General features: G+C 64.2%; 17 protein-coding genes. 2 read left to right on the top strand and 15 right to left on the bottom strand.

Going from position 1 to position 16340, the window contains the following annotated elements:
• Positions 1 to 20: 20 nt before the first annotated feature.
• The 15 genes from phnE to AAFM92_10535 all read right to left on the bottom strand — a co-directional run bounded on the left by phnE (position 21) and on the right by AAFM92_10535 (position 14686).
• A complete protein-coding gene (gene phnE, locus AAFM92_10605; protein MEL7300824.1) occupies positions 21 to 950 on the bottom strand; it encodes a phosphonate ABC transporter, permease protein PhnE in 930 nt (309 codons plus the stop codon).
• A gap of 77 nt (positions 951 to 1027) precedes the next feature.
• Positions 1028 to 1945, bottom strand: coding sequence for a phosphonate ABC transporter substrate-binding protein (phnD, locus tag AAFM92_10600; GenBank protein ID MEL7300823.1), 918 nt, complete (start codon positions 1943 to 1945; stop codon positions 1028 to 1030).
• Between the two features lie 45 nt (positions 1946 to 1990).
• Positions 1991 to 2803: a phosphonate ABC transporter ATP-binding protein gene (gene phnC, locus AAFM92_10595; GenBank protein ID MEL7300822.1), complete on the bottom strand. Its 813-nt coding sequence runs from the start codon at positions 2801 to 2803 to the stop codon at positions 1991 to 1993.
• 75 nt (positions 2804 to 2878) lie between these two features.
• Positions 2879 to 4048, bottom strand: coding sequence for an alpha-D-ribose 1-methylphosphonate 5-triphosphate diphosphatase (locus tag AAFM92_10590; GenBank protein ID MEL7300821.1), 1170 nt, complete (start codon positions 4046 to 4048; stop codon positions 2879 to 2881).
• Complete coding sequence (locus AAFM92_10585; GenBank protein MEL7300820.1) at positions 4035 to 4751, bottom strand: ATP-binding cassette domain-containing protein; 717 nt, start codon at positions 4749 to 4751, stop codon at positions 4035 to 4037. The genes AAFM92_10590 and AAFM92_10585 overlap by 14 nt, the downstream gene beginning before the upstream one ends.
• Complete coding sequence (locus AAFM92_10580; protein MEL7300819.1) at positions 4748 to 5545, bottom strand: ATP-binding cassette domain-containing protein; 798 nt, start codon at positions 5543 to 5545, stop codon at positions 4748 to 4750. Before AAFM92_10580 ends, AAFM92_10585 begins: the two co-directional genes overlap by 4 nt.
• A 4-nt stretch (positions 5546 to 5549) precedes the next feature.
• The gene (locus tag AAFM92_10575) at positions 5550 to 6536 is read right to left on the bottom strand and encodes an alpha-D-ribose 1-methylphosphonate 5-phosphate C-P-lyase PhnJ (GenBank protein ID MEL7300818.1); all 987 of its coding nucleotides are present in this window, start codon (positions 6534 to 6536) and stop codon (positions 5550 to 5552) included.
• A complete protein-coding gene (locus AAFM92_10570; GenBank protein ID MEL7300817.1) occupies positions 6533 to 7636 on the bottom strand; it encodes a carbon-phosphorus lyase complex subunit PhnI in 1104 nt (367 codons plus the stop codon). The genes AAFM92_10575 and AAFM92_10570 overlap by 4 nt, the downstream gene beginning before the upstream one ends.
• Positions 7636 to 8172: a phosphonate C-P lyase system protein PhnH gene (gene phnH / locus AAFM92_10565; protein MEL7300816.1), complete on the bottom strand. Its 537-nt coding sequence runs from the start codon at positions 8170 to 8172 to the stop codon at positions 7636 to 7638. Before phnH ends, AAFM92_10570 begins: the two co-directional genes overlap by 1 nt.
• Positions 8172 to 8579 (bottom strand): phosphonate C-P lyase system protein PhnG, encoded by a 408-nt coding sequence (locus AAFM92_10560; GenBank protein ID MEL7300815.1) that lies wholly within the window; start codon positions 8577 to 8579, stop codon positions 8172 to 8174. Before AAFM92_10560 ends, phnH begins: the two co-directional genes overlap by 1 nt.
• On the bottom strand, positions 8572 to 9288 hold the full coding sequence (phnF, locus tag AAFM92_10555; GenBank protein ID MEL7300814.1) for a phosphonate metabolism transcriptional regulator PhnF: 717 nt from the start codon (positions 9286 to 9288) through the stop codon (positions 8572 to 8574). The genes AAFM92_10560 and phnF overlap by 8 nt, the downstream gene beginning before the upstream one ends.
• Before the next feature lie 545 nt (positions 9289 to 9833).
• Entirely contained in the window at positions 9834 to 10895 is a 1062-nt protein-coding gene (locus AAFM92_10550) for a DUF1513 domain-containing protein (protein MEL7300813.1), read from the bottom strand.
• Entirely contained in the window at positions 10885 to 11958 is a 1074-nt protein-coding gene (locus AAFM92_10545; protein ID MEL7300812.1) for an imelysin family protein, read from the bottom strand. The genes AAFM92_10550 and AAFM92_10545 overlap by 11 nt, the downstream gene beginning before the upstream one ends.
• Positions 11958 to 13364 (bottom strand): di-heme oxidoredictase family protein, encoded by a 1407-nt coding sequence (locus AAFM92_10540; protein ID MEL7300811.1) that lies wholly within the window; start codon positions 13362 to 13364, stop codon positions 11958 to 11960. The genes AAFM92_10545 and AAFM92_10540 overlap by 1 nt, the downstream gene beginning before the upstream one ends.
• A gap of 56 nt (positions 13365 to 13420) precedes the next feature.
• A complete protein-coding gene (locus AAFM92_10535) occupies positions 13421 to 14686 on the bottom strand; it encodes an imelysin family protein (protein ID MEL7300810.1) in 1266 nt (421 codons plus the stop codon).
• Between the two features lie 169 nt (positions 14687 to 14855).
• Here AAFM92_10535 and AAFM92_10530 point away from each other — a divergent pair, with 169 nt between their 5' ends.
• Both AAFM92_10530 and AAFM92_10525 read left to right on the top strand, forming a co-directional pair.
• Positions 14856 to 15704 carry a hypothetical protein gene (locus tag AAFM92_10530; protein ID MEL7300809.1) on the top strand — a complete coding sequence of 283 codons (849 nt, stop codon included), beginning with the start codon at positions 14856 to 14858 and terminating at the stop codon, positions 15702 to 15704.
• Positions 15705 to 16337, top strand: a complete 633-nt coding sequence (locus tag AAFM92_10525; GenBank protein ID MEL7300808.1) for a hypothetical protein — start codon at positions 15705 to 15707, stop codon at positions 16335 to 16337.
• The last annotated feature ends 3 nt before the right edge of the window (positions 16338 to 16340 follow it).

Raw genomic sequence — 16340 nt, 5'->3', positions numbered from 1 at the left:
GGTAGCAAAGCGGAAGGACATCATGCAGGCCCTTTTTCCAGGCCGATGATGCGATGGCGCAGTTTCTCGGACCCGTAGTCGATCACGATCACGGTCACGAATATGATCACGAAGAGCGCCGAGAGGTCAGTGTATTCCTGCAGAGACAGCGCCTCGCGGAACTCTTGGCCTAGGCCGCCCGCGCCCACATAGCCAATGATCGAAGATGCACGAACGTTAATTTCGAAGCGCAGCAACGTGTAACTGATGATGTTGGGCAAGACCTGCGGGACGGCACCATAGCGGATCTGGTCAAACCACGTACCGCCCGCGGCCTTTACGCCCTCCAGCGGGCGCATATCGATGTTTTCGTTCACTTCGGAATAGAGTTTGCCCAAGGCGCCCGCAGCGTGAAGTCCGATGGCGAGGACGCCCGCCATAGGACCAACCGAGAAGCAGAAGACGAAAATCAGCGCGAAGACGAGTTCGGGGACGGTGCGCGCGATCTCAAGATAGCGACGGCAGATCCAGAGGACCCATTTGTTCGGAGCAAGGTTGCGCGAGGCGGGGAAAGAGAGAACGAAGCCACCGATCACGCCGAAGACCGTTGCCATGAAGGCGATCAGGATCGTCTCGAACAGCAGGTTCATCCAGATGCGCCAGCGCCAGAACCATTCGCCCATGTCGGCCCAAAAGGTCTCGAAGCGGATCGTCGGAAACGTCCGTTCGATGAAGTCGCCCAAGCGCGGAAGGCCCGCCGGGATGATCCAGCGCCATTCGCGCGATCCGTCGATATTGGTGACCTGCGTGACCTTGAAAAAGTCGCCAAGCCATGCCGAGAAGGTGAACGCGATGAGGAAAAGGACAGCCGCGATGGACCAGCCCAGCTTTTGGCGGCGCCGCAGGGCGACGTAGTCAAGTTCGAACTGCTGGACGGGTCGCAGCGGCGTGACGTCGGCGGTAGCGGTCATGGGAGTTCCTCGGAATGCGCCGGGCGGAAGCCCGGCCTACGAAAAGGCCGGGCTCTGTCGTGCAGTGTCGGGGTAGATTAGGAGGAGCGACGCTCGCGCTTGAGCCAGTCGCGCATGTCCACGATCCACTGGTAGCGGCTGTGGTCGACTTCGATCCAACCGATCTGCGGGTTGGGCGTGCCCTCGACTTCGCCGGTCATGGAGGCGAAGGCTTCCGGATCGTTTTCCGGGATGTTCATGACGAGGTCTTTCATGGCGACCTTGAGTTCGTCAGGAATGTTGGCGCGTGCAGTGAACGGGCCGGACGTGATCTCGGGGCTTTCCCAGATCGGGCAGATCTCGCCTTCGGCGATCATCTCTTTTTCAATCATGCGCTGCCAGCGGCCATCGGTGGCGTTGTTCTGCCAGGTCGCTGCGGCGTCAAAGGTGCCTTGCGACACGCCTGCCACGCCAGCTTCGTGGGAGCCGGAGAAGGGGATCGCCGAGAAAAAGGTCTTGGGATCAACTTCCTGGGCGATGTTGAAGTACGGCACAGCGTAGCCCGACGTGGAGTCGGGGTCAGCGAAGGCGAGAACCTTGCCCTCGAGATCGGACAGCTGCGTGTAGCCATCTTCGCAGCGTGTCACGACGACGGAATAATAGCCTGTGGAGCCGTCCTGGCGGAGGCGTGACACGAGGGGTTCGACCTTGCCGTCGGTGGCCGTGTAGGCGGCCGCATAAGAGGAGGAGCCGAAGAACGCGAACTCGATCTGGTCGGCGGCGATGGCCTGGATCACGCCGTCATAGGAGCCGGCGGTGAAGATTTCGACCTCAACGCCCAGCTCACGCTCCAGGTATTCTTCGAACGGGGTGTAGCGCGCGATGCGGTCTTTTTCGTTTTCGCCCGACAGGATGCCGAAGCGAATGACTTGGTAGTCTTCTTTCCAAGCAGCGTCATCCATGGCGACGGCTTGGGTGGCAAGCAGTGCAGCGACTGCGGCAGTAACGAAACGCATGGTGTAATCTCCCTGATTGCGGTTCGGTTGGTGGATTGAGTTCGCTTACGCAGAGACGCTTTCGCGTTTCGCGGTGGCCTGGGTGGATGTGACGGTCTCGTTAAATTCCCTCAGACCCTGAACCCCGTAGATGTCGCGCACGACGTCGTCGGTCAGCTGTGCAGCCGTCCCGTCGAACAGCACGCGGCCCAGCCGCATAGCGACGACGCGGTCGCAATAGGCGCGCGCGGTGTCCAGGGTGTGGAGGTTCACGAGAACGGTGATGCCGTCTTCTTCATTGATCTGTTTGAGCCCATCCATCACGCGTGTGGCGTTGGCAGGATCGAGAGAGGCGATGGGCTCATCAGCCAGCATGATTTTGGGCTGCTGCACCAGCGCCTTGGCGATCGCGACACGCTGTTGCTGGCCGCCCGAAAGGGTGCCCGCGCGCTGAAGCGCCTGGGGCACGAGGTCGAGCCGGTCGAGCGCCATCAGCGCCATGGTGCGTTCTTCGTCCGTAAAACGCATCGCCATCGAGCTGAGGAAGCCATGTTCGGCCAGACGCCCGATCAGGACGTTGGTCAGTACGTCGAGCCGGTCGACCAGATTGAACTGCTGGAAGATCATCGCGCAGTCGCGGCGCCACGCGCGAAGGTCACGGCCCTTAAGCGTCGTGATCTCTTGCCCGCCAAATGAAATCGACCCCTCGGTGGGGTCGATCAAGCGGTTGATGAGGCGCAACATGGTCGACTTTCCCGCGCCCGAGCGTCCGATCACACCAACGAATTGGCCGGGCTGGATGTCGAGAGAGACATTGTCGACGGCGCGCGTCTCACCGAAGTGTTTCGAGACGTTCGTGAGGGTAAGCGAAGCAGCCATAGATTCGTCCGAATGAATTTAACGCATTAAGTCATGATTGCGTTCCATGACATTCGGATGAATTTCAGACGACAGTTACGCGACAGCTGAGGCCCTTTCTTCCGTTGCAGCGAGCGGCAGATGAAATTCACCTGTGTTGTGAATGGCTTGCCCGGCCACAAGGGTTGCCACAACGCGGTCGGAGTTATCCACGATCGCCAGATCCGCCCGCTTGCCCGGCGAAATTTCGCCACGATCCATGAGACCGAGGGCCTTTGCCGGGTTCAAAGAGGCAAGCCGCACTGCCCCGGCCAGGCCACCCGCATCCTGCGGTGCAAGCTCCCGAATCGCCGGGAGAATCGCTGCGGGGTGATAATCGGCGGCGAGGATATGAAGTAGGCCCGCCCCATGGGCTTCCCGCGCGGAAAGGTTGCCGGAATAGCTCTGCCCGCGCATGGCATTCGGCGCGCCCATGGCGATCATGAGCCCACGGTCGGCGGCGGTCTGCGCGGCCTCGAGCGTCACGGGGAATTCGCTGATGACGGCCCCGATATCGGCCATGAGGCGGGTCTTTTCCACGGTGTCGTCGTCATGGCTCGCGACGGCTACACCACGCGCAGCGCAAAGCGTCGAGATGCGCTGAAGATTGGCCAGCACCTGCTCAGGCGCAAGCGCATCCTGGATACGGCGGTCAATATAGGCGCGCGCCTCCGCTTCGCTCAGACCCCCATTCATGCGATGCGCGATGAGCTTTTCGACGTTGCGATACTGTCCTTGGCCCGGTGTGTGATCCATGACGGAAACGAGATCGACCGCGCCATCGCTGAGTAGCCCCTCGAGCGCGTCGATGGCTGCGGTGTAGGTCATGTCAAAGCGGGCATGGATGCGGTGGTCGACGCGCAGGCCTTTGATACTTTCCTTGAGCGCGCGGATGATAGCGCTCGTATGCTCGAAGGAGCGGCGCTCGCCATCCTTGGCCGTCCGCGAGAAGGAAACACCTGCGTAGGCCGTCGTCACGCCGGATGCGGCGAGGCGGGCATCGAGGTGGTGCACGGCAACCTCCATCGGAAAGTCGACCTTGGGCCGCGGTTCGAGCTCGAGCTCGATCATGTCGCCATGCATGTCGATGAAGCCGGGAAAGAGCGTGAAGCCCGAGGGCTTGCCGTTGCTTTCGGTGACGTCTGTGATCACGCCGCTCTCAATACGGACGCTGCCATTTTCGATCACGCGGTCGGCGAGGATGATCTTGAGGTCAGAGAGCCACATCGGCGCGCTCCTCTTCCGTCGCTTCGGGCGTGAGATCGACGATCCGATCGATGAGGTGCAGCACGTCGTCGGGGTGGTGGAATACGCCGATCATCGCCGTGCCCTGCGCCTTGAGTTCCTTGAGCCGGGCTACCAGCGCCGCCCGCGCATTGGCATCGAGCGAGGCGGTGGGCTCATCAAGCATCAGCAGTTTCTGCGGCAGGATCAGCGCGCGCGCTAGGTTCACCTTCTGCTGCTCTCCGCCGGAGAAAGTGGTAGGGTAAGCCGCCCAGAGGTCGGGCTTCACGCCGAAGGTGGCAAGCGCGGCGCGGGCTTTCTCCAGAGCCTCGGACGCGTCCCATCCCGCGAGCCGCAGTGGCTCTGCGACGATGGCTTCCGCGCTCACCCGAGGACGGGCGGTGAGGAATTGCGTAACGAAGCCAATCTCTGTCCGGCGCAGATGCGCCACGTCCACATCGGCTGCGCGCGCAAGGTCGATCACGCCATGGGAGGAATGGAACCGGATCGCGCCCGCCCGCGGCAGGTAGGAGCGGTAGAGGGTGCGTAAGAGCGTCGACTTGCCCGCCCCGTTCGCGCCTTTCAGCAGCACGAACTCCCCGGCGACCACGTCGAAGGAGATGTCTTCGAACGCGCCGATCTCCGTGCCCAGGTGATGCAGGGAAAAGCCCTTCGCAAGGCCGTCGATCTCGAGAACTTGGGTCATAGTTTCGCGTGCACCAATTGCTGCGTGTAGGGATGTTGCGGGTCCTGGAAGATCTGATCGCTCAGGCCCGTCTCCACCACCTCGCCCCTGCGCATCACCATCACACGGTCGGCTAACGTGCGTATGACACCCAGATCGTGGGAGACGATGACCATGGTGATCTGCCGCTCCTGCTGGAGCCGTTTGAGCGTATCGAGCACCAGCGCCTGCACGCTGACATCAAGCCCTGTGGTCGGCTCATCGAGCAGCAGAAGCGCGGGCTCCAGCGCGATGGCCTTCGCCAGTTGCACGCGCTGCTGCATGCCGCCGCTCAGCTCTATCGGCGGCGCATCAAGGCGCTCCAAGGGAAACTCGGACGCCTGAAGCGCCTCTGTCGCTGCAGCGCGCAGGGTCGCGAAACTGCGCTCGCCCGCCACGAGCAGCCGCTCGGCGACGTTGCCGGAGGAGGAGTGCTTCATCAGGAGCCCCAGATGCGGGTTCTGGTAGACGATCCCGATCTTTGTGGCGCAGAGCATCCGGCGTGCGAAACGGTCTAGCTCGAAGAGGTTGCCCGCCACGTCCGGCAGATCGAGCGTGTAGCTCCCCTGATCCGGCGTCTCCTCGAGGTTCATCATCCTGAGAAGCGTCGACTTGCCGGAGCCGCTCTCGCCCACGATGCCCAGCACCTCGCCCGGATAGGCATGGGCGGAGACGTCGCGTACCGCCCGCACGTCGCCGTAGGATTTCGACACGCCGCGGATATCGAGGAGCGGACGCGTCTGAACGATCTTCGGAGCTTCTAGGGTCATCGTCATCGCACTACACGTCCCGGGCTTGACCCGGGACCTCCTGGTCGTGGGGCGGAAGAGGCCCCGGCTCAAGGCCGGGCCGGGTGTCGGTAAATTGCCCGTCCCGGTACCACGTGGCGCCGCGACTCTCGCCCTCGCCATCGCGGGCGCGGATCGTCTTCACGCCCCATTCGCTGTCGGACACCTCGAAGCTGGAGCTGCCGTCGTCTTGCGGTATCTCGTTCATGAAGAACCCCTTTGCCCCAGAACGCGTGCAGATGAGATCGCCATGATCCTCCACCCGGTAGGGCACGTCGGAGAAGACCAGCGGCTCAACTCGCGTGTAGGGCGGGACGGCGAAGATGCGCTTCTCGCGGCCTGCCGACAGGATCGTGAGGTGCTTGGACATATGGAGCTTCGGCACGTCCCAGCGCGGGATGGGCGAGGGTGTCATGACATGGCGTCCATGGACGAGGGAGGGGTAGGACGCGCCCTGCATCACCCGGCCGGAGCGCACGATCTGCTCGTAGAGCTGGAGCCACATCCGCCCGTAATCGGCGTCGGCATGCATCTGGCGGGCGATGGACATGTTGGGCTGCACGGGGCGCAGGGGCTCCGGGTTCGGCACTTGGAGCACGAGGATCTGATCTTCGCGCAGCACCTCCTCGGGGATGCGGTGGCGCGACTGGATGAGGTCGGCCTCCAAAGTGTCCATCGTCGTGGGCGTGCCTGCGACGCGCGCGATGAAGCGGCGGATGGAGGCGGCGTTGACGCTGTCATCGGCGCCCTGGTCGATGACCTTCACGCGCATGTCGGGCCGCACCAGCGTCAGCGACACTTGCAGCCCGCCCGTCCCCCAACCACGCGCCATGGGCACTTCGCGGCTGGCATAGGGCATCTGGCAACCGGGCACGGACACCGATTTCAGCACCTTACGGCGCAATTCGCGCTTGGCGGAGCCGTCGAGGAAGCCGTAGCTCATGGCCTCCCAGGGTTTTGTGAGATCGGAGAGGCTCATTCGGCTGGCTCCGATTTTTCATGCCCTACCGCTTCGCTACTTGAGGGCTCCATCTGAGGTTCTTTCGCCGCCTTCTTCGCCTTCGCATCGCGCATGGCGTCGAGCGAGCTTTGGAAGGTCACGTAATGGGGCAGCTTGAAGTGGATGCAGAAGCCAGAGCTTTCGACGCCCTCGGTGTGGTAGAGGAAGAACTCCTCCTCCGTGGCCGACCCCTTCTCCGCACCGGGCGCGTTGAGGTCGAGCGTGGCGGCCGCGATGCATTTCACCTCGTTCCAGCCGAACGTCGCCGCATAGCCCAAGCGCAGCTTATCGCCCTTCTTGTCGACCACTTCCGCCTGGCTCACCTTCACGCGGCCTGCCGAGAAACTGCGCCCATCGGGATGCGTCACAGCGATCTCCGCCTCCGCGAGCCGGAGTTCGTTCACCGTGGGATGCGCCTGCCCGTAGCCACGTTGCGCCGCATAGCCCAAGGCCAGCACGCCGCCCGTCTCCGCCCGCGCGAGGCTTTGCAGCGTGTGGGCGCGTTTGGATGGGAAAAGCAGCGGCTCGCGGGTGAGGTCGGGGATATCGTTGCCTTTGGTCTCATCGTCCTCAGGGAGGTCGATGAGGTCATTCTCCGCCTGCCAGGCGCTGACGGCAGGCTGGTGGGCGGGCGCAGAGTGCGCCGCGGGCTCCACGGGCTCCGGCGCGTAGGTGCCGCCTTCCAGCACCTCCGTTGCCAGGATGCGGTGCGCGTAGTCTAGCGTCGGGCCGAGCACCTGCCCGCCCGGGATGTCCTTGAACGCCGCCGAGATGCGGCGATGAGTGAAGAGGCCGTCCTGCTCCACCGGTGCCGCCACAGTGAGGCGCGGTTGGGTCGTGCGCCACGCGCGTAGCAAAAGGACCGCCTCGTAGAGCTCGCCCCCTGTCTGCGCGAGCGCGAGGGCGGCGAGGTCTTCGTCGTAGAGCGACGCCTCGCCCATCACTCGGTCGATCAGGTAGGGCAGCGAACGCTTCACCTCGTCCACACGGGCCTGATCGAAGGCGCCCATCTCCTCCCGGAAGAGGCGTTCGGATTGCTCGATGGCGCGCTCGCCACCTCTCGTCGCGACGTAGGCCATCAAAGCACCTCCACGTGGGTCGAGCGCGGGATGCCGATGATCCGCGCGCCATCCTGGATGAAAAGATCAAAGCCCATCGGGTAGCGCGACCGCGTCGCGCGGGCCTTCCAAAAGCCGTCCGCGAGGCCTTCAACGCGAATGTCGATGTCCCCGTCAACGCCCGGCCCGGTCAGTCGCAGAGGCTGCCCTTCGCAGATGGTGGCCGCAACGACCACAGTCGCGCCCTCGTCAGGATAAAGATCGCTGCCCACAGCGACGCGCGCGAGCATCTCCGGCGCAGCAGCTGAACCGAGGAAAACGTGATCGGCCACGCCGATATCCGCGATCTCCGCCCCCGTGCGCATGATGCGCGGTACCAGGAGCGGGTCCGCTGCATAGACCCGGCATTCGCGATCAAGGAGCGCCTCGATGATCGGGTCGGGACCCGAGGCGGGCAGGTCACGCACCTGGCCGGGGCGGCTGAGCGCCCAGAGCAGAGCTTCGAAGGCGGCGTTCTCACGTGTCTCGGAGGCGCTGGGCTGAAGCGTGGCTGGCATCAGAATGTCTCCATGTTCACGCGCGTGGCCTCGACCCGACGCAGGACGTCCGTGTCGGCATCTGCCAGCGCCTGCGCCTCTTGGGCACAAAAGGCCTCGCAGGCCGCCTGCTCAACGCCCTCCGCCATGGCGAGGTCCACCAGGGCCATCGCCATCGACGCCTCAAGATCATGGCCCCGCCGCATCCCGTATCCTTGGCTGTCACTCCGGCGGATATGCGCCTCGCTCATCAACACTTCGCCAAGGTGAAACGCGACGCCCTGCGCGGTGTCGCGCATCGGCAGCATCACGAGCCCGCTGCGGGATTGGACGACTTCCACATCGCCAAGCGCAGGGATCAACGTCTCCGCGAAGGCCTTCAGCCGCGCGCCATCCGCCCGCGCGAGCGTGCTCAGCGTCTCATCCATCGGGATCCTCCATGGTGAATGTCACGCGCCCGGCGGACCAGATCACGCGGGCATAGGAAATCGGGCTGCCGTCGGGTGTGGCGTCCACCGCCGTCACAACGAGGACTGGTACATCCGGATGCTGCTTGAGCGTTCTGGCCTCGTCGGGCTTCGCCGAGCGGGAATAGATCGCCGTGTGTTTGCGGATGTAATCCGTGATCCCGAAGGAGCGGAACGTCTCCGTCGTTGAGCCAAGCACGTCGCGGCGTTCGGCAAAGTCAGGGAACCGCGTCACGCAGTGATAGGAGGACCCAAAGGCCACGGGCGTATCGTTGGCCAGGGTGATCCGGTCACTCTTGGTGACCTTTGCTTTGGGATCGAGCAACAGGGCCTCGGCCACCTCGCGAGGCGCGTTTATTCGCTCGGCCCCGATCAGCGTGCTCGTGACTATGACGCCCTGAGGGATCAGATTGCGCCTGAGCCGCGTGCGCTTGCCAATCTGGTAGGTCAGCCGCGGCGCATCGGCCACAAAGGTCCCACGCCCTTGTTCGATGCTGACTTTACCTTCGCGGGCGAGTGCCTCAAGAGCGCGGCGCACGGAATGGCGCCCTGCCTCAAACCGCGCGGCAAGCTGCGTCTCTGTCGGAAGCTGGTCCCCCGCCGACAGCCGCCCGGAAGCGATGTCGCGCAAGATCTGCTCTTTGATTATGGTCCAAGTGGTCTGCGTCATGCCTTATTCATCCGAATGAATTTGTGCTAGACGCACTGCGTGACAGCCGCGTGACACGTAGGCAAGGGCTTAAGCATTTTACGCTAGTCGTCCTGGCCGGTAGGCGTGGCGCCGTCTGAAGCGCCAAAATTGTCCGGTTTGAAAGGGGCGTGCGGCGCTGCAGAGAAGCCGAAGCATTCTGCGGAAATCGAAAGTCTCACTTCGATATCTTCAGGTGCCAAACGCGAATGCAGCGAATGTCTGCTATCGGCCCAAAGCCGACATTCAGTGGGTTTCCTGAATTCTGCGGTAGCAGGCTGAATAGATGGCGTTTGCCTCGGCCGCTAGATTTCAGTCTAAGCCGAGGTCTGTAGTGCGGTGACTTTCAATGCGGGCGGTCGCCTCCATAGCACCGTGCTCTCGGAATTGACGTACCAACTCAGAGGTCTGCCGCTGAGGCTAGGAAGCGCGGCAAGCATAGTAACATGCGGAGAGCTCGCCGCCCTGCACAGCGCCCATGGAAGGTTGAGTTTAGCGTGTGAACAGGGCCCTATTTCAATCGTTCCTCATGTCGCGCGAAGGCTCAAGCCGTGATTATCGAACTCAAACTGATCGCTCACAGCGACGTCCACCCCACCTAGCCGCAAAACTGCATAACCCGACGCGATGGGTTCCCGCGATCCAAAAGCAGCCGCGGAGGCGCCGGTCAGAATGTTGGAACGCTCTAACGTGGCCCCGTTGAAGGTCAGGACACAGCCACTCTCTTTAGACGTGACAACCGTCCGCTGCCCGTAGCTTGCAACGGACGACACGTAGCCGTCCAGAAGTACGCCGTCCTCCAACGCGTCTACCGCACCTCCCGCGACGTGCCAGAGTACGTTCTGCGCGGAGCCACGTGCGGCGTCGACAAGCTGGCCGCCAACCATCATGCGGCCTTCGCCGGTGACGCTGAGGTGGCGCAGAGAAACACCTTCGGTCCCGCTCCAGAACCCCATGGGGCTGATCGCACCGGTGTCATGCTCCAGAACAACAATTTGGCTTCGAAAGTCGCCAAGGTTCAAAGGCGTGCGGCCATAGGCGGGGTGGGTCTGGAGGCCGCCCAAGGCGACGTAAAAGATATCGCGCTGGGGATCGCGCACGATCTCATGGGGTCCCGAGCCCGGCAGCACGACCTGCCCAACCCGACGAAAGCCGCCCTTGGCCTCGTAGATACCGATGCCACCGGCAAGCGTCTCAAGGTCGTTTTCCGTGACGAGGAGGTGTTTTCCGTCTCGCGTGAACGCGCCATGACCGTAGAAGTGTTTGTCCTGTGGCGCGCTCACATGGGCGACAATCTCCAGGGTGGTTCCGTCCATCACGGCAAAGCGGTTTCCGGGCCTGCGCGGGAACACGACGATCCTGTCGCCGTCCTCGCACAAACCGTGGGCGCGGAAATCGAGCGGGGCGGTGGCGACGCTCGCGCCCGTGGCCGAGAAGAAACGCGCCTGGCTGAGGCCGGTATGGGCGGAGGTCTCGATGGCGGCATAAACCGCACGCTCCGCCGGTTGGGCAAAGAGCCGCCCACCCCCGCAAGCGGCGACGCCGAGGCCGAGGGCCAGGCGCGCGAGGAGGGTCCGCCTAGTCTCCATCGGCGGAGGTGAACCCGGCGGTGAGCCCTATGGACGACAGGAAGCCCGTCTTGAGGAACCGCTCCTGGAAAAGAACCGCGTCCGCCATGCGCCGCAGGTCCTGCGCGTGTTGGCCATCCTCGCGGGCGATGTCGGTGAGGCTGGCGTCCATCAGAGTGACGTCGGTGGCGAGCGAGACGGCCGTTTGCGATAGGACGATGTACTCGAGAGAGCCGCCGATCTCCGGAGCCATGTCGAAGAGACCAAAGGGTGTGTCGTAGAGATCGGCAAGCGCCGCGAAGGCCGTTGCGATGCTTTCCCGGCCCAGCCCGCTGGCGGCGGCTTCCGTCCGCTCGGCGCGGGCTTCACCAGGTGCACTGCCCATGCCACGGAGCAACTTGAACTTCCGAAGACGGTCCACGTAGACCACCGCGCCCGCCAAAAGATCGCGCACTTGATCGTCAACCGACGCGTATCTTGGGTTTTCTACTCCGGGATCGTCGAAGAGCGCGCGGTAGTCGCTACCTGGCGTCCATGCAGAGACGAGACCGATCGCAAGGTCTGCCTGGAATCCCGCAATCGCGACGGTCAGATCGCAGCCGAAGCTGCCCGGAGCTACGGGCTCATGGATCAATCCTTCCAGCGCCGTGAGGTTGGTGAGGGCGATCGACCTGCCATCGAGGCCGCCGGGAGCCAGCAGGCTCGGATCCGCGCTGGCGCTGGCGGCCCGCGTTGCCCGGGCGGAGAAGCCCTTCGGGTCAGGCCAGAGCTGCACGCGCATGGGGCCCTCTGCCTCGGCAATGGGTCCGAGACCCACGATGCTGCTCCGCTGCCAGGCGAGGAACAGGTCCGCGAAGCTGGTGTGAACCGGGTCGAGCGGGGCCTCGGACGCGCAATAGGCCCCGAGCGCCGTGACGAGCTCGTCAGCGGCCTCTGACTGCGCCTCGTAGGCTGGCAGGATGAAGGTGTCGGCTGTTGTCACCAGCGCTTCCTGCAAGAGCGCGGCGTCCTGCGGGGCGAGGCGCGTCTCGGCCGCGGCTGCGCCGGGCAGGCAGGTCAGAAGGATGAAGAAGGCTGCGCGCATCACAGGCTTTCCAGGAAAGTGATAAGCGCTTGCCTATCATCCGAAGGCAGTGCCGCGAAGCTCTTGCGCGCGGCAGCCGCCTCGCCGCCGTGCCAGAGGATCGCCTCCTCCAGCGACCGCGCCCGCCCGTCATGGAGGAAATAGGTGTGGCCATTGACAGCTTCTGTCAGCCCGATCCCCCAGAGCGGCGCCGTGCGCCACTCTGCGCCCGGCCTGTCTCCCGTCGGGTTGGCATCGGCGAGGTCGGGGCCGAGGTCATGCAGGAGGAAGTCGCTGTAGGGCCAGATGAGCTGGTTGCGCTGCTCGGGCGCAGCCCCGGCGGATGTGGCGAATTTGGGCACGTGGCAGCCGGTGCAGCCCACCTCGTAGAAGAGTTCCTTCCCGGAGAGAACTTCTGGCGTGTCGATGTTGCGGCGGGCCGGGACGGCGAGATTGGCGGAGTAGAACGTCACGAGCTCGAGCAAAGCCTCCGCGATCTCGGGGCCGGTCTCGTTATCGCCGTGGAAAGCGTCGCGGCAGGCATCCTGAAACTCCGTGCAATCGCCCCAAGGCGCGGGCTTGAGCGTGGTCGAGAGCCCCATATCGTGGCTGAAGGCTTGCGCGGATTGCGTCCGCACGGTGGCGGCGGTCGCTTTCCAGCCGAAGCGGCCCACTGCGTCGCCAACCATGGCGAGCCGCCCGGAAATGCCGTCACCGTCCCGGTCGTCCGGGTCTGCACGGGCGGCGAGGGCCTCCTCCGGGATCGCCTCGATCAGGCCCAGCCCGATCATGGGAGGGGCGATGCGTGGGTTGAGGGAGGTGCCATCGGCCAAGCCAGCATCCGTCTCATAGACAGGTCTGCGGAGCACCACTTGCGTCCCGTCGGAGTAGACGAACGGCGCGTCTTCGTAGGTGACCGTCACGCGGCCCTCGCTTGCAAAGCCGGGAATAGCCTGGTCCTGCAACTGTTGCCCGAGCACGGGATCGGGCGCGCCGCCCGGGCCGCTCAGCCCGAAGAGCATGGAGACCATATTGATCTCGCCCGGTTCCGGCGGATGCCCGCGACCGTCCTTGATATGACAGCCCTGGCAGGACCGCGCGTTGTAATAGGGGCCGAGCCCGTCGGAGCCGATGGTCGAGGACGGTGCCGCCACCCAGGGCCGGTCGAAGACGCCATTGCCGACGAAGAAATCAGAGCGTTGCTTGAAGCTCAGCGCCGCCGACGGCAGCGAGAAGGCGTTGCTATCGAACCGCTCGCGGTTAGAGCCGGAGCCGCCTTGCAGCGCCTCGAAGGGCTCAGCAGCGGTGAAATCGACTGTCGGAGCGAGGATGCGCGCTTTCCGTTCGGCCGGCGTCTCCGAGAAGACGGGCACTGCAACCATGGCCGCGAGGCCCGCGACGGTGAGCGCTTTGCGGATATGCGGCATAAAGGTCCCCAAAAGGTGGCGCCCGGCGTGTAGCCCGCCGGGCGCGTCAGGCGCGATTACTGGAAGACCGCTGTCGGATCGTCCAAGCTGTCTGAGCCCTCGACGCTGATATCGGAGGCGTCGAGCACCGCGACGAGTTGCTCGATGGTAGCGGTCTGGTCGACGAGTGTGTCGATCGCGGCCTGTACCACGGCGTTGCCCTCTTCGTTGCCGAACCCGATCATCTGGTCGTAGTTCTCGACGCCGTCATCGGCGCGAGCCTTGAGAACGCCCATCGCCTCCATGGTCGCCGCGAACTTCGCGGTCATCTCGGCATCGAGCGCCGGGTCCACCTCGGCTAGCAGGGCGGAGAGGGACGGCACCTCGATGACCGTGCCATCCGCGCTCACATATCGCCCGAGATAGACGTTCTGCATGCCCTGCGCGTTGTAGAAGTGCGAGTTGTGGGTGTTGTCGGCGAAGCAATCATGCTCCTCCTCGGGATCGTGCAGGATCAGGCCGAGTTTCATGCGCTCGCCCGCCAATTCGCCATAGGAGAGCGAGCCCAGCCCCGTCAGGATGGAGGAGATCCCCTGCGCGTCTGACTGCCCCGCAAGATCTGCTCGCGCTGCCCCATCCGCGCTCCATGCCGCGACGATCTCCTCGAGGTCGGCGATCAGGAGGACCGAGGCAGCGGATAGATAGGCTGCGCGGCGGTTGCAGTGGTCGTTGGTGCAATTGGCCGGGTCGAAATCGGTGTAGCTGCGCGCGCCCGCACCCGCGTCCGTGCCGTTGAGGTCCTGACCCCAGAGCAGGAATTCGATGGCGTGGTAGCCCGTGGCCACGTTCGCCTCGATGCCGTCAACCTCGTGAAGCTCTTGTAGCAGCGCTGGCGTGATCTCCGTCGCGTCGAGGTCGATGCCACCCACCGTGACGCGCGGGTTGGCGACGATGTTGGCGGTGTAGAAACCGTTCTCCTCGCTCGTCTCGCCATAAAGCGCGGTGTCCACGTAGTCGATCAGCCCTTCGTCGAGCGGCCAGGCGTTCACCTTGCCTTCCCACTCATCGACCACCGCGTTCCCGAAGCGGTATGCCTCCGTCTGCTGGTAAGGCACCCGCGCGGCAAGCCAGGCGGCCTGCGCGGCGGCGTGGGTTTCCGCGGAGGGGGCGGCGATGAGGGCGTCGATGGCTTCCTGCATCGTGCGCGCGGCCGCGAGGCTGTCGCTGTACTTGGCCAAGGCCAGGTCAGCGTAGCCGTCGATGACGTCGCGAGAGGTCTGGGCGAACGCAGGTGTGGTGAGGAGGGTCGCACCCAAAATCAGCGGGAAAAGTGGTTTGGTCATCTGTCATTCATCCTTTCAGAAAACCGGAATGGTGATTCCTGACCGTTTTAATAAGAAACAAAGTCTGGGCTGGCTACATCTTTGTCCGGACCGTTTTCGTAACGGTGTTACGCCGCTGTCATGTCGGTTCTGTAACACCGCGTGGAACAGTTTCCCGAAAGGACCGACCATGCGCGTGCTGCTGACCTCCGCCTTCATCGCCCTTCTTCCAATGACGAGCCTCGCTCAGGACGGCTCCATCAAGCTGCCGGAGGGCAATTTCGGCAATTACGACCCGACGCTCAGCGCCAAGGAAGCCGTTCTGGCCAACTGGGAAATGGCGGCGTCGGGCATCCGCGCGGGCGCGGTCCTCGGCGGGCAGGTGGTCGACCTCGCCGACAAGGGTGCATCCTACCAGAAGCTGTCTGGCCAGGCGGAATTCGCGCTGAAAACGATGGTGTCGCGCTACAATGCCGCGGGGTGGCTCTTCCATCACACGCCCGAGGCCACATTGCTCGACGACGCGACGCTCACATCGCTCGTCGCGGTCAGCGCGGCCAAGTGCGCGGAGGCCTGCGAAGGGCCGGCGCAGGACATTCGGGAGACGTTCGCGGACGCGACACTCCAGCTTTCCGACGCCACGGAGGCCGCGCGGGCAGAGATCCTGTCGCGCCAAGAGGGCCGCGATGCCGATCTGCTGGCCGAACAGTTGGGCATGATCGCGGGCTACCTCGAAAGCGGGGCCTGGGCCGAGGACCTCGTTCTTACGGAATACGGTATGGACGCCGCCGTCGTCGCGGACCGCCTCGTGGGCGCGCTGTCGATGTGGCGCAATATCGAGCCCTATGTCGGCCTTACCGACCCCGAGGTCGACAACGCGATCAACGCGGCCTCGACGAACCTTTTGCGCACGCTGCGCCGGGACACGCGCGGTCTCGAGAGCCTGCCGGCGGACAGCCCTGTTCTCGCCGACCTCAACGTCGCCGCCGCCACCCTCGGCGCAGAGTTTCGGCGCGCTTCAGCGCTGTTTGTCTCCTAAGTGCGACGCGCGCTCGCTCTTTCGCTGGCCTTCCTCGGTAGCGCGGCGTGGGCTGAGCCACCCGGAGACGGCACCAACCTCGTCGCGCAATGCGTCTCCTGCCATCTGACACCGGATGGCGGGATCGACATCGTCGGGCTCGCTGCATTGAAAGGCTTACCAGAGGAATGGCCCTTCCTCTTCGAAGATGCCTACGACCTCGACGATGACGGCATCGCCGGGCGGATGCGCTTCGTGAGCGGCAAGGAGGGGCCGAGTGTCGGGATCTTCGGTAGCGCTTTGTCCGCCGGGCGCTTCGAGGATTTCGCGTCCATCGCCGCAGGCGCGCATGGGATCACCATTCGTGGCGAGGCGGAGATGCGCCGGCTCAACGCGGCCTTCGAGGTTCTATCGCCGAGTCCGGGCCTGCCCTTTGCGACGGACGATGATCAGGCGCGTTTTGAAGAACGGGGCTGCGCGTCCTGCCATGTCACGCGGACCTTCGAGCATGCGGGCGAGACGTACATGCCGCTGAGTGACTTTCTGCTACATGACGTCGGAGACGGTCCACGGCGGACCGCGCCGCTCTGGGGCTGCCCGTCTTGCCTAAAATCACAGGGGCATGAGGGGCTGGATATGTGGTCGGTTCAGTAGCGA

The organism is Pseudomonadota bacterium, assembly GCA_038533575.1.
Classification (GTDB): domain Bacteria; phylum Pseudomonadota; class Alphaproteobacteria; order Rhodobacterales; family Rhodobacteraceae; genus Shimia_B.
Note: the sequence above shows the minus strand (reverse complement) of the source record. Positions and strands in the feature narration are given on the sequence as shown.

What these genes read in the sequence shown, in the direction of transcription:
- phnE (MEL7300824.1), bottom strand. Translation starts at nt 950, where the DNA reads ATGACCGCTACCGCCGACGTCACGCCGCTGCGACCCGTCCAGCAGTTC.
- phnD (MEL7300823.1), bottom strand. Translation starts at nt 1,945, where the DNA reads ATGCGTTTCGTTACTGCCGCAGTCGCTGCACTGCTTGCCACCCAAGCC.
- phnC (MEL7300822.1), bottom strand. Translation starts at nt 2,803, where the DNA reads ATGGCTGCTTCGCTTACCCTCACGAACGTCTCGAAACACTTCGGTGAG.
- AAFM92_10590 (MEL7300821.1), bottom strand. Translation starts at nt 4,048, where the DNA reads ATGTGGCTCTCTGACCTCAAGATCATCCTCGCCGACCGCGTGATCGAA.
- AAFM92_10585 (MEL7300820.1), bottom strand. Translation starts at nt 4,751, where the DNA reads ATGACCCAAGTTCTCGAGATCGACGGCCTTGCGAAGGGCTTTTCCCTG.
- AAFM92_10580 (MEL7300819.1), bottom strand. Translation starts at nt 5,545, where the DNA reads ATGACGATGACCCTAGAAGCTCCGAAGATCGTTCAGACGCGTCCGCTC.
- AAFM92_10575 (MEL7300818.1), bottom strand. Translation starts at nt 6,536, where the DNA reads ATGAGCCTCTCCGATCTCACAAAACCCTGGGAGGCCATGAGCTACGGC.
- AAFM92_10570 (MEL7300817.1), bottom strand. Translation starts at nt 7,636, where the DNA reads ATGGCCTACGTCGCGACGAGAGGTGGCGAGCGCGCCATCGAGCAATCC.
- phnH (MEL7300816.1), bottom strand. Translation starts at nt 8,172, where the DNA reads ATGCCAGCCACGCTTCAGCCCAGCGCCTCCGAGACACGTGAGAACGCC.
- AAFM92_10560 (MEL7300815.1), bottom strand. Translation starts at nt 8,579, where the DNA reads ATGGATGAGACGCTGAGCACGCTCGCGCGGGCGGATGGCGCGCGGCTG.
- phnF (MEL7300814.1), bottom strand. Translation starts at nt 9,288, where the DNA reads ATGACGCAGACCACTTGGACCATAATCAAAGAGCAGATCTTGCGCGAC.
- AAFM92_10550 (MEL7300813.1), bottom strand. Translation starts at nt 10,895, where the DNA reads ATGGAGACTAGGCGGACCCTCCTCGCGCGCCTGGCCCTCGGCCTCGGC.
- AAFM92_10545 (MEL7300812.1), bottom strand. Translation starts at nt 11,958, where the DNA reads ATGCGCGCAGCCTTCTTCATCCTTCTGACCTGCCTGCCCGGCGCAGCC.
- AAFM92_10540 (MEL7300811.1), bottom strand. Translation starts at nt 13,364, where the DNA reads ATGCCGCATATCCGCAAAGCGCTCACCGTCGCGGGCCTCGCGGCCATG.
- AAFM92_10535 (MEL7300810.1), bottom strand. Translation starts at nt 14,686, where the DNA reads ATGACCAAACCACTTTTCCCGCTGATTTTGGGTGCGACCCTCCTCACC.
- AAFM92_10530 (MEL7300809.1), top strand. Translation starts at nt 14,856, where the DNA reads ATGCGCGTGCTGCTGACCTCCGCCTTCATCGCCCTTCTTCCAATGACG.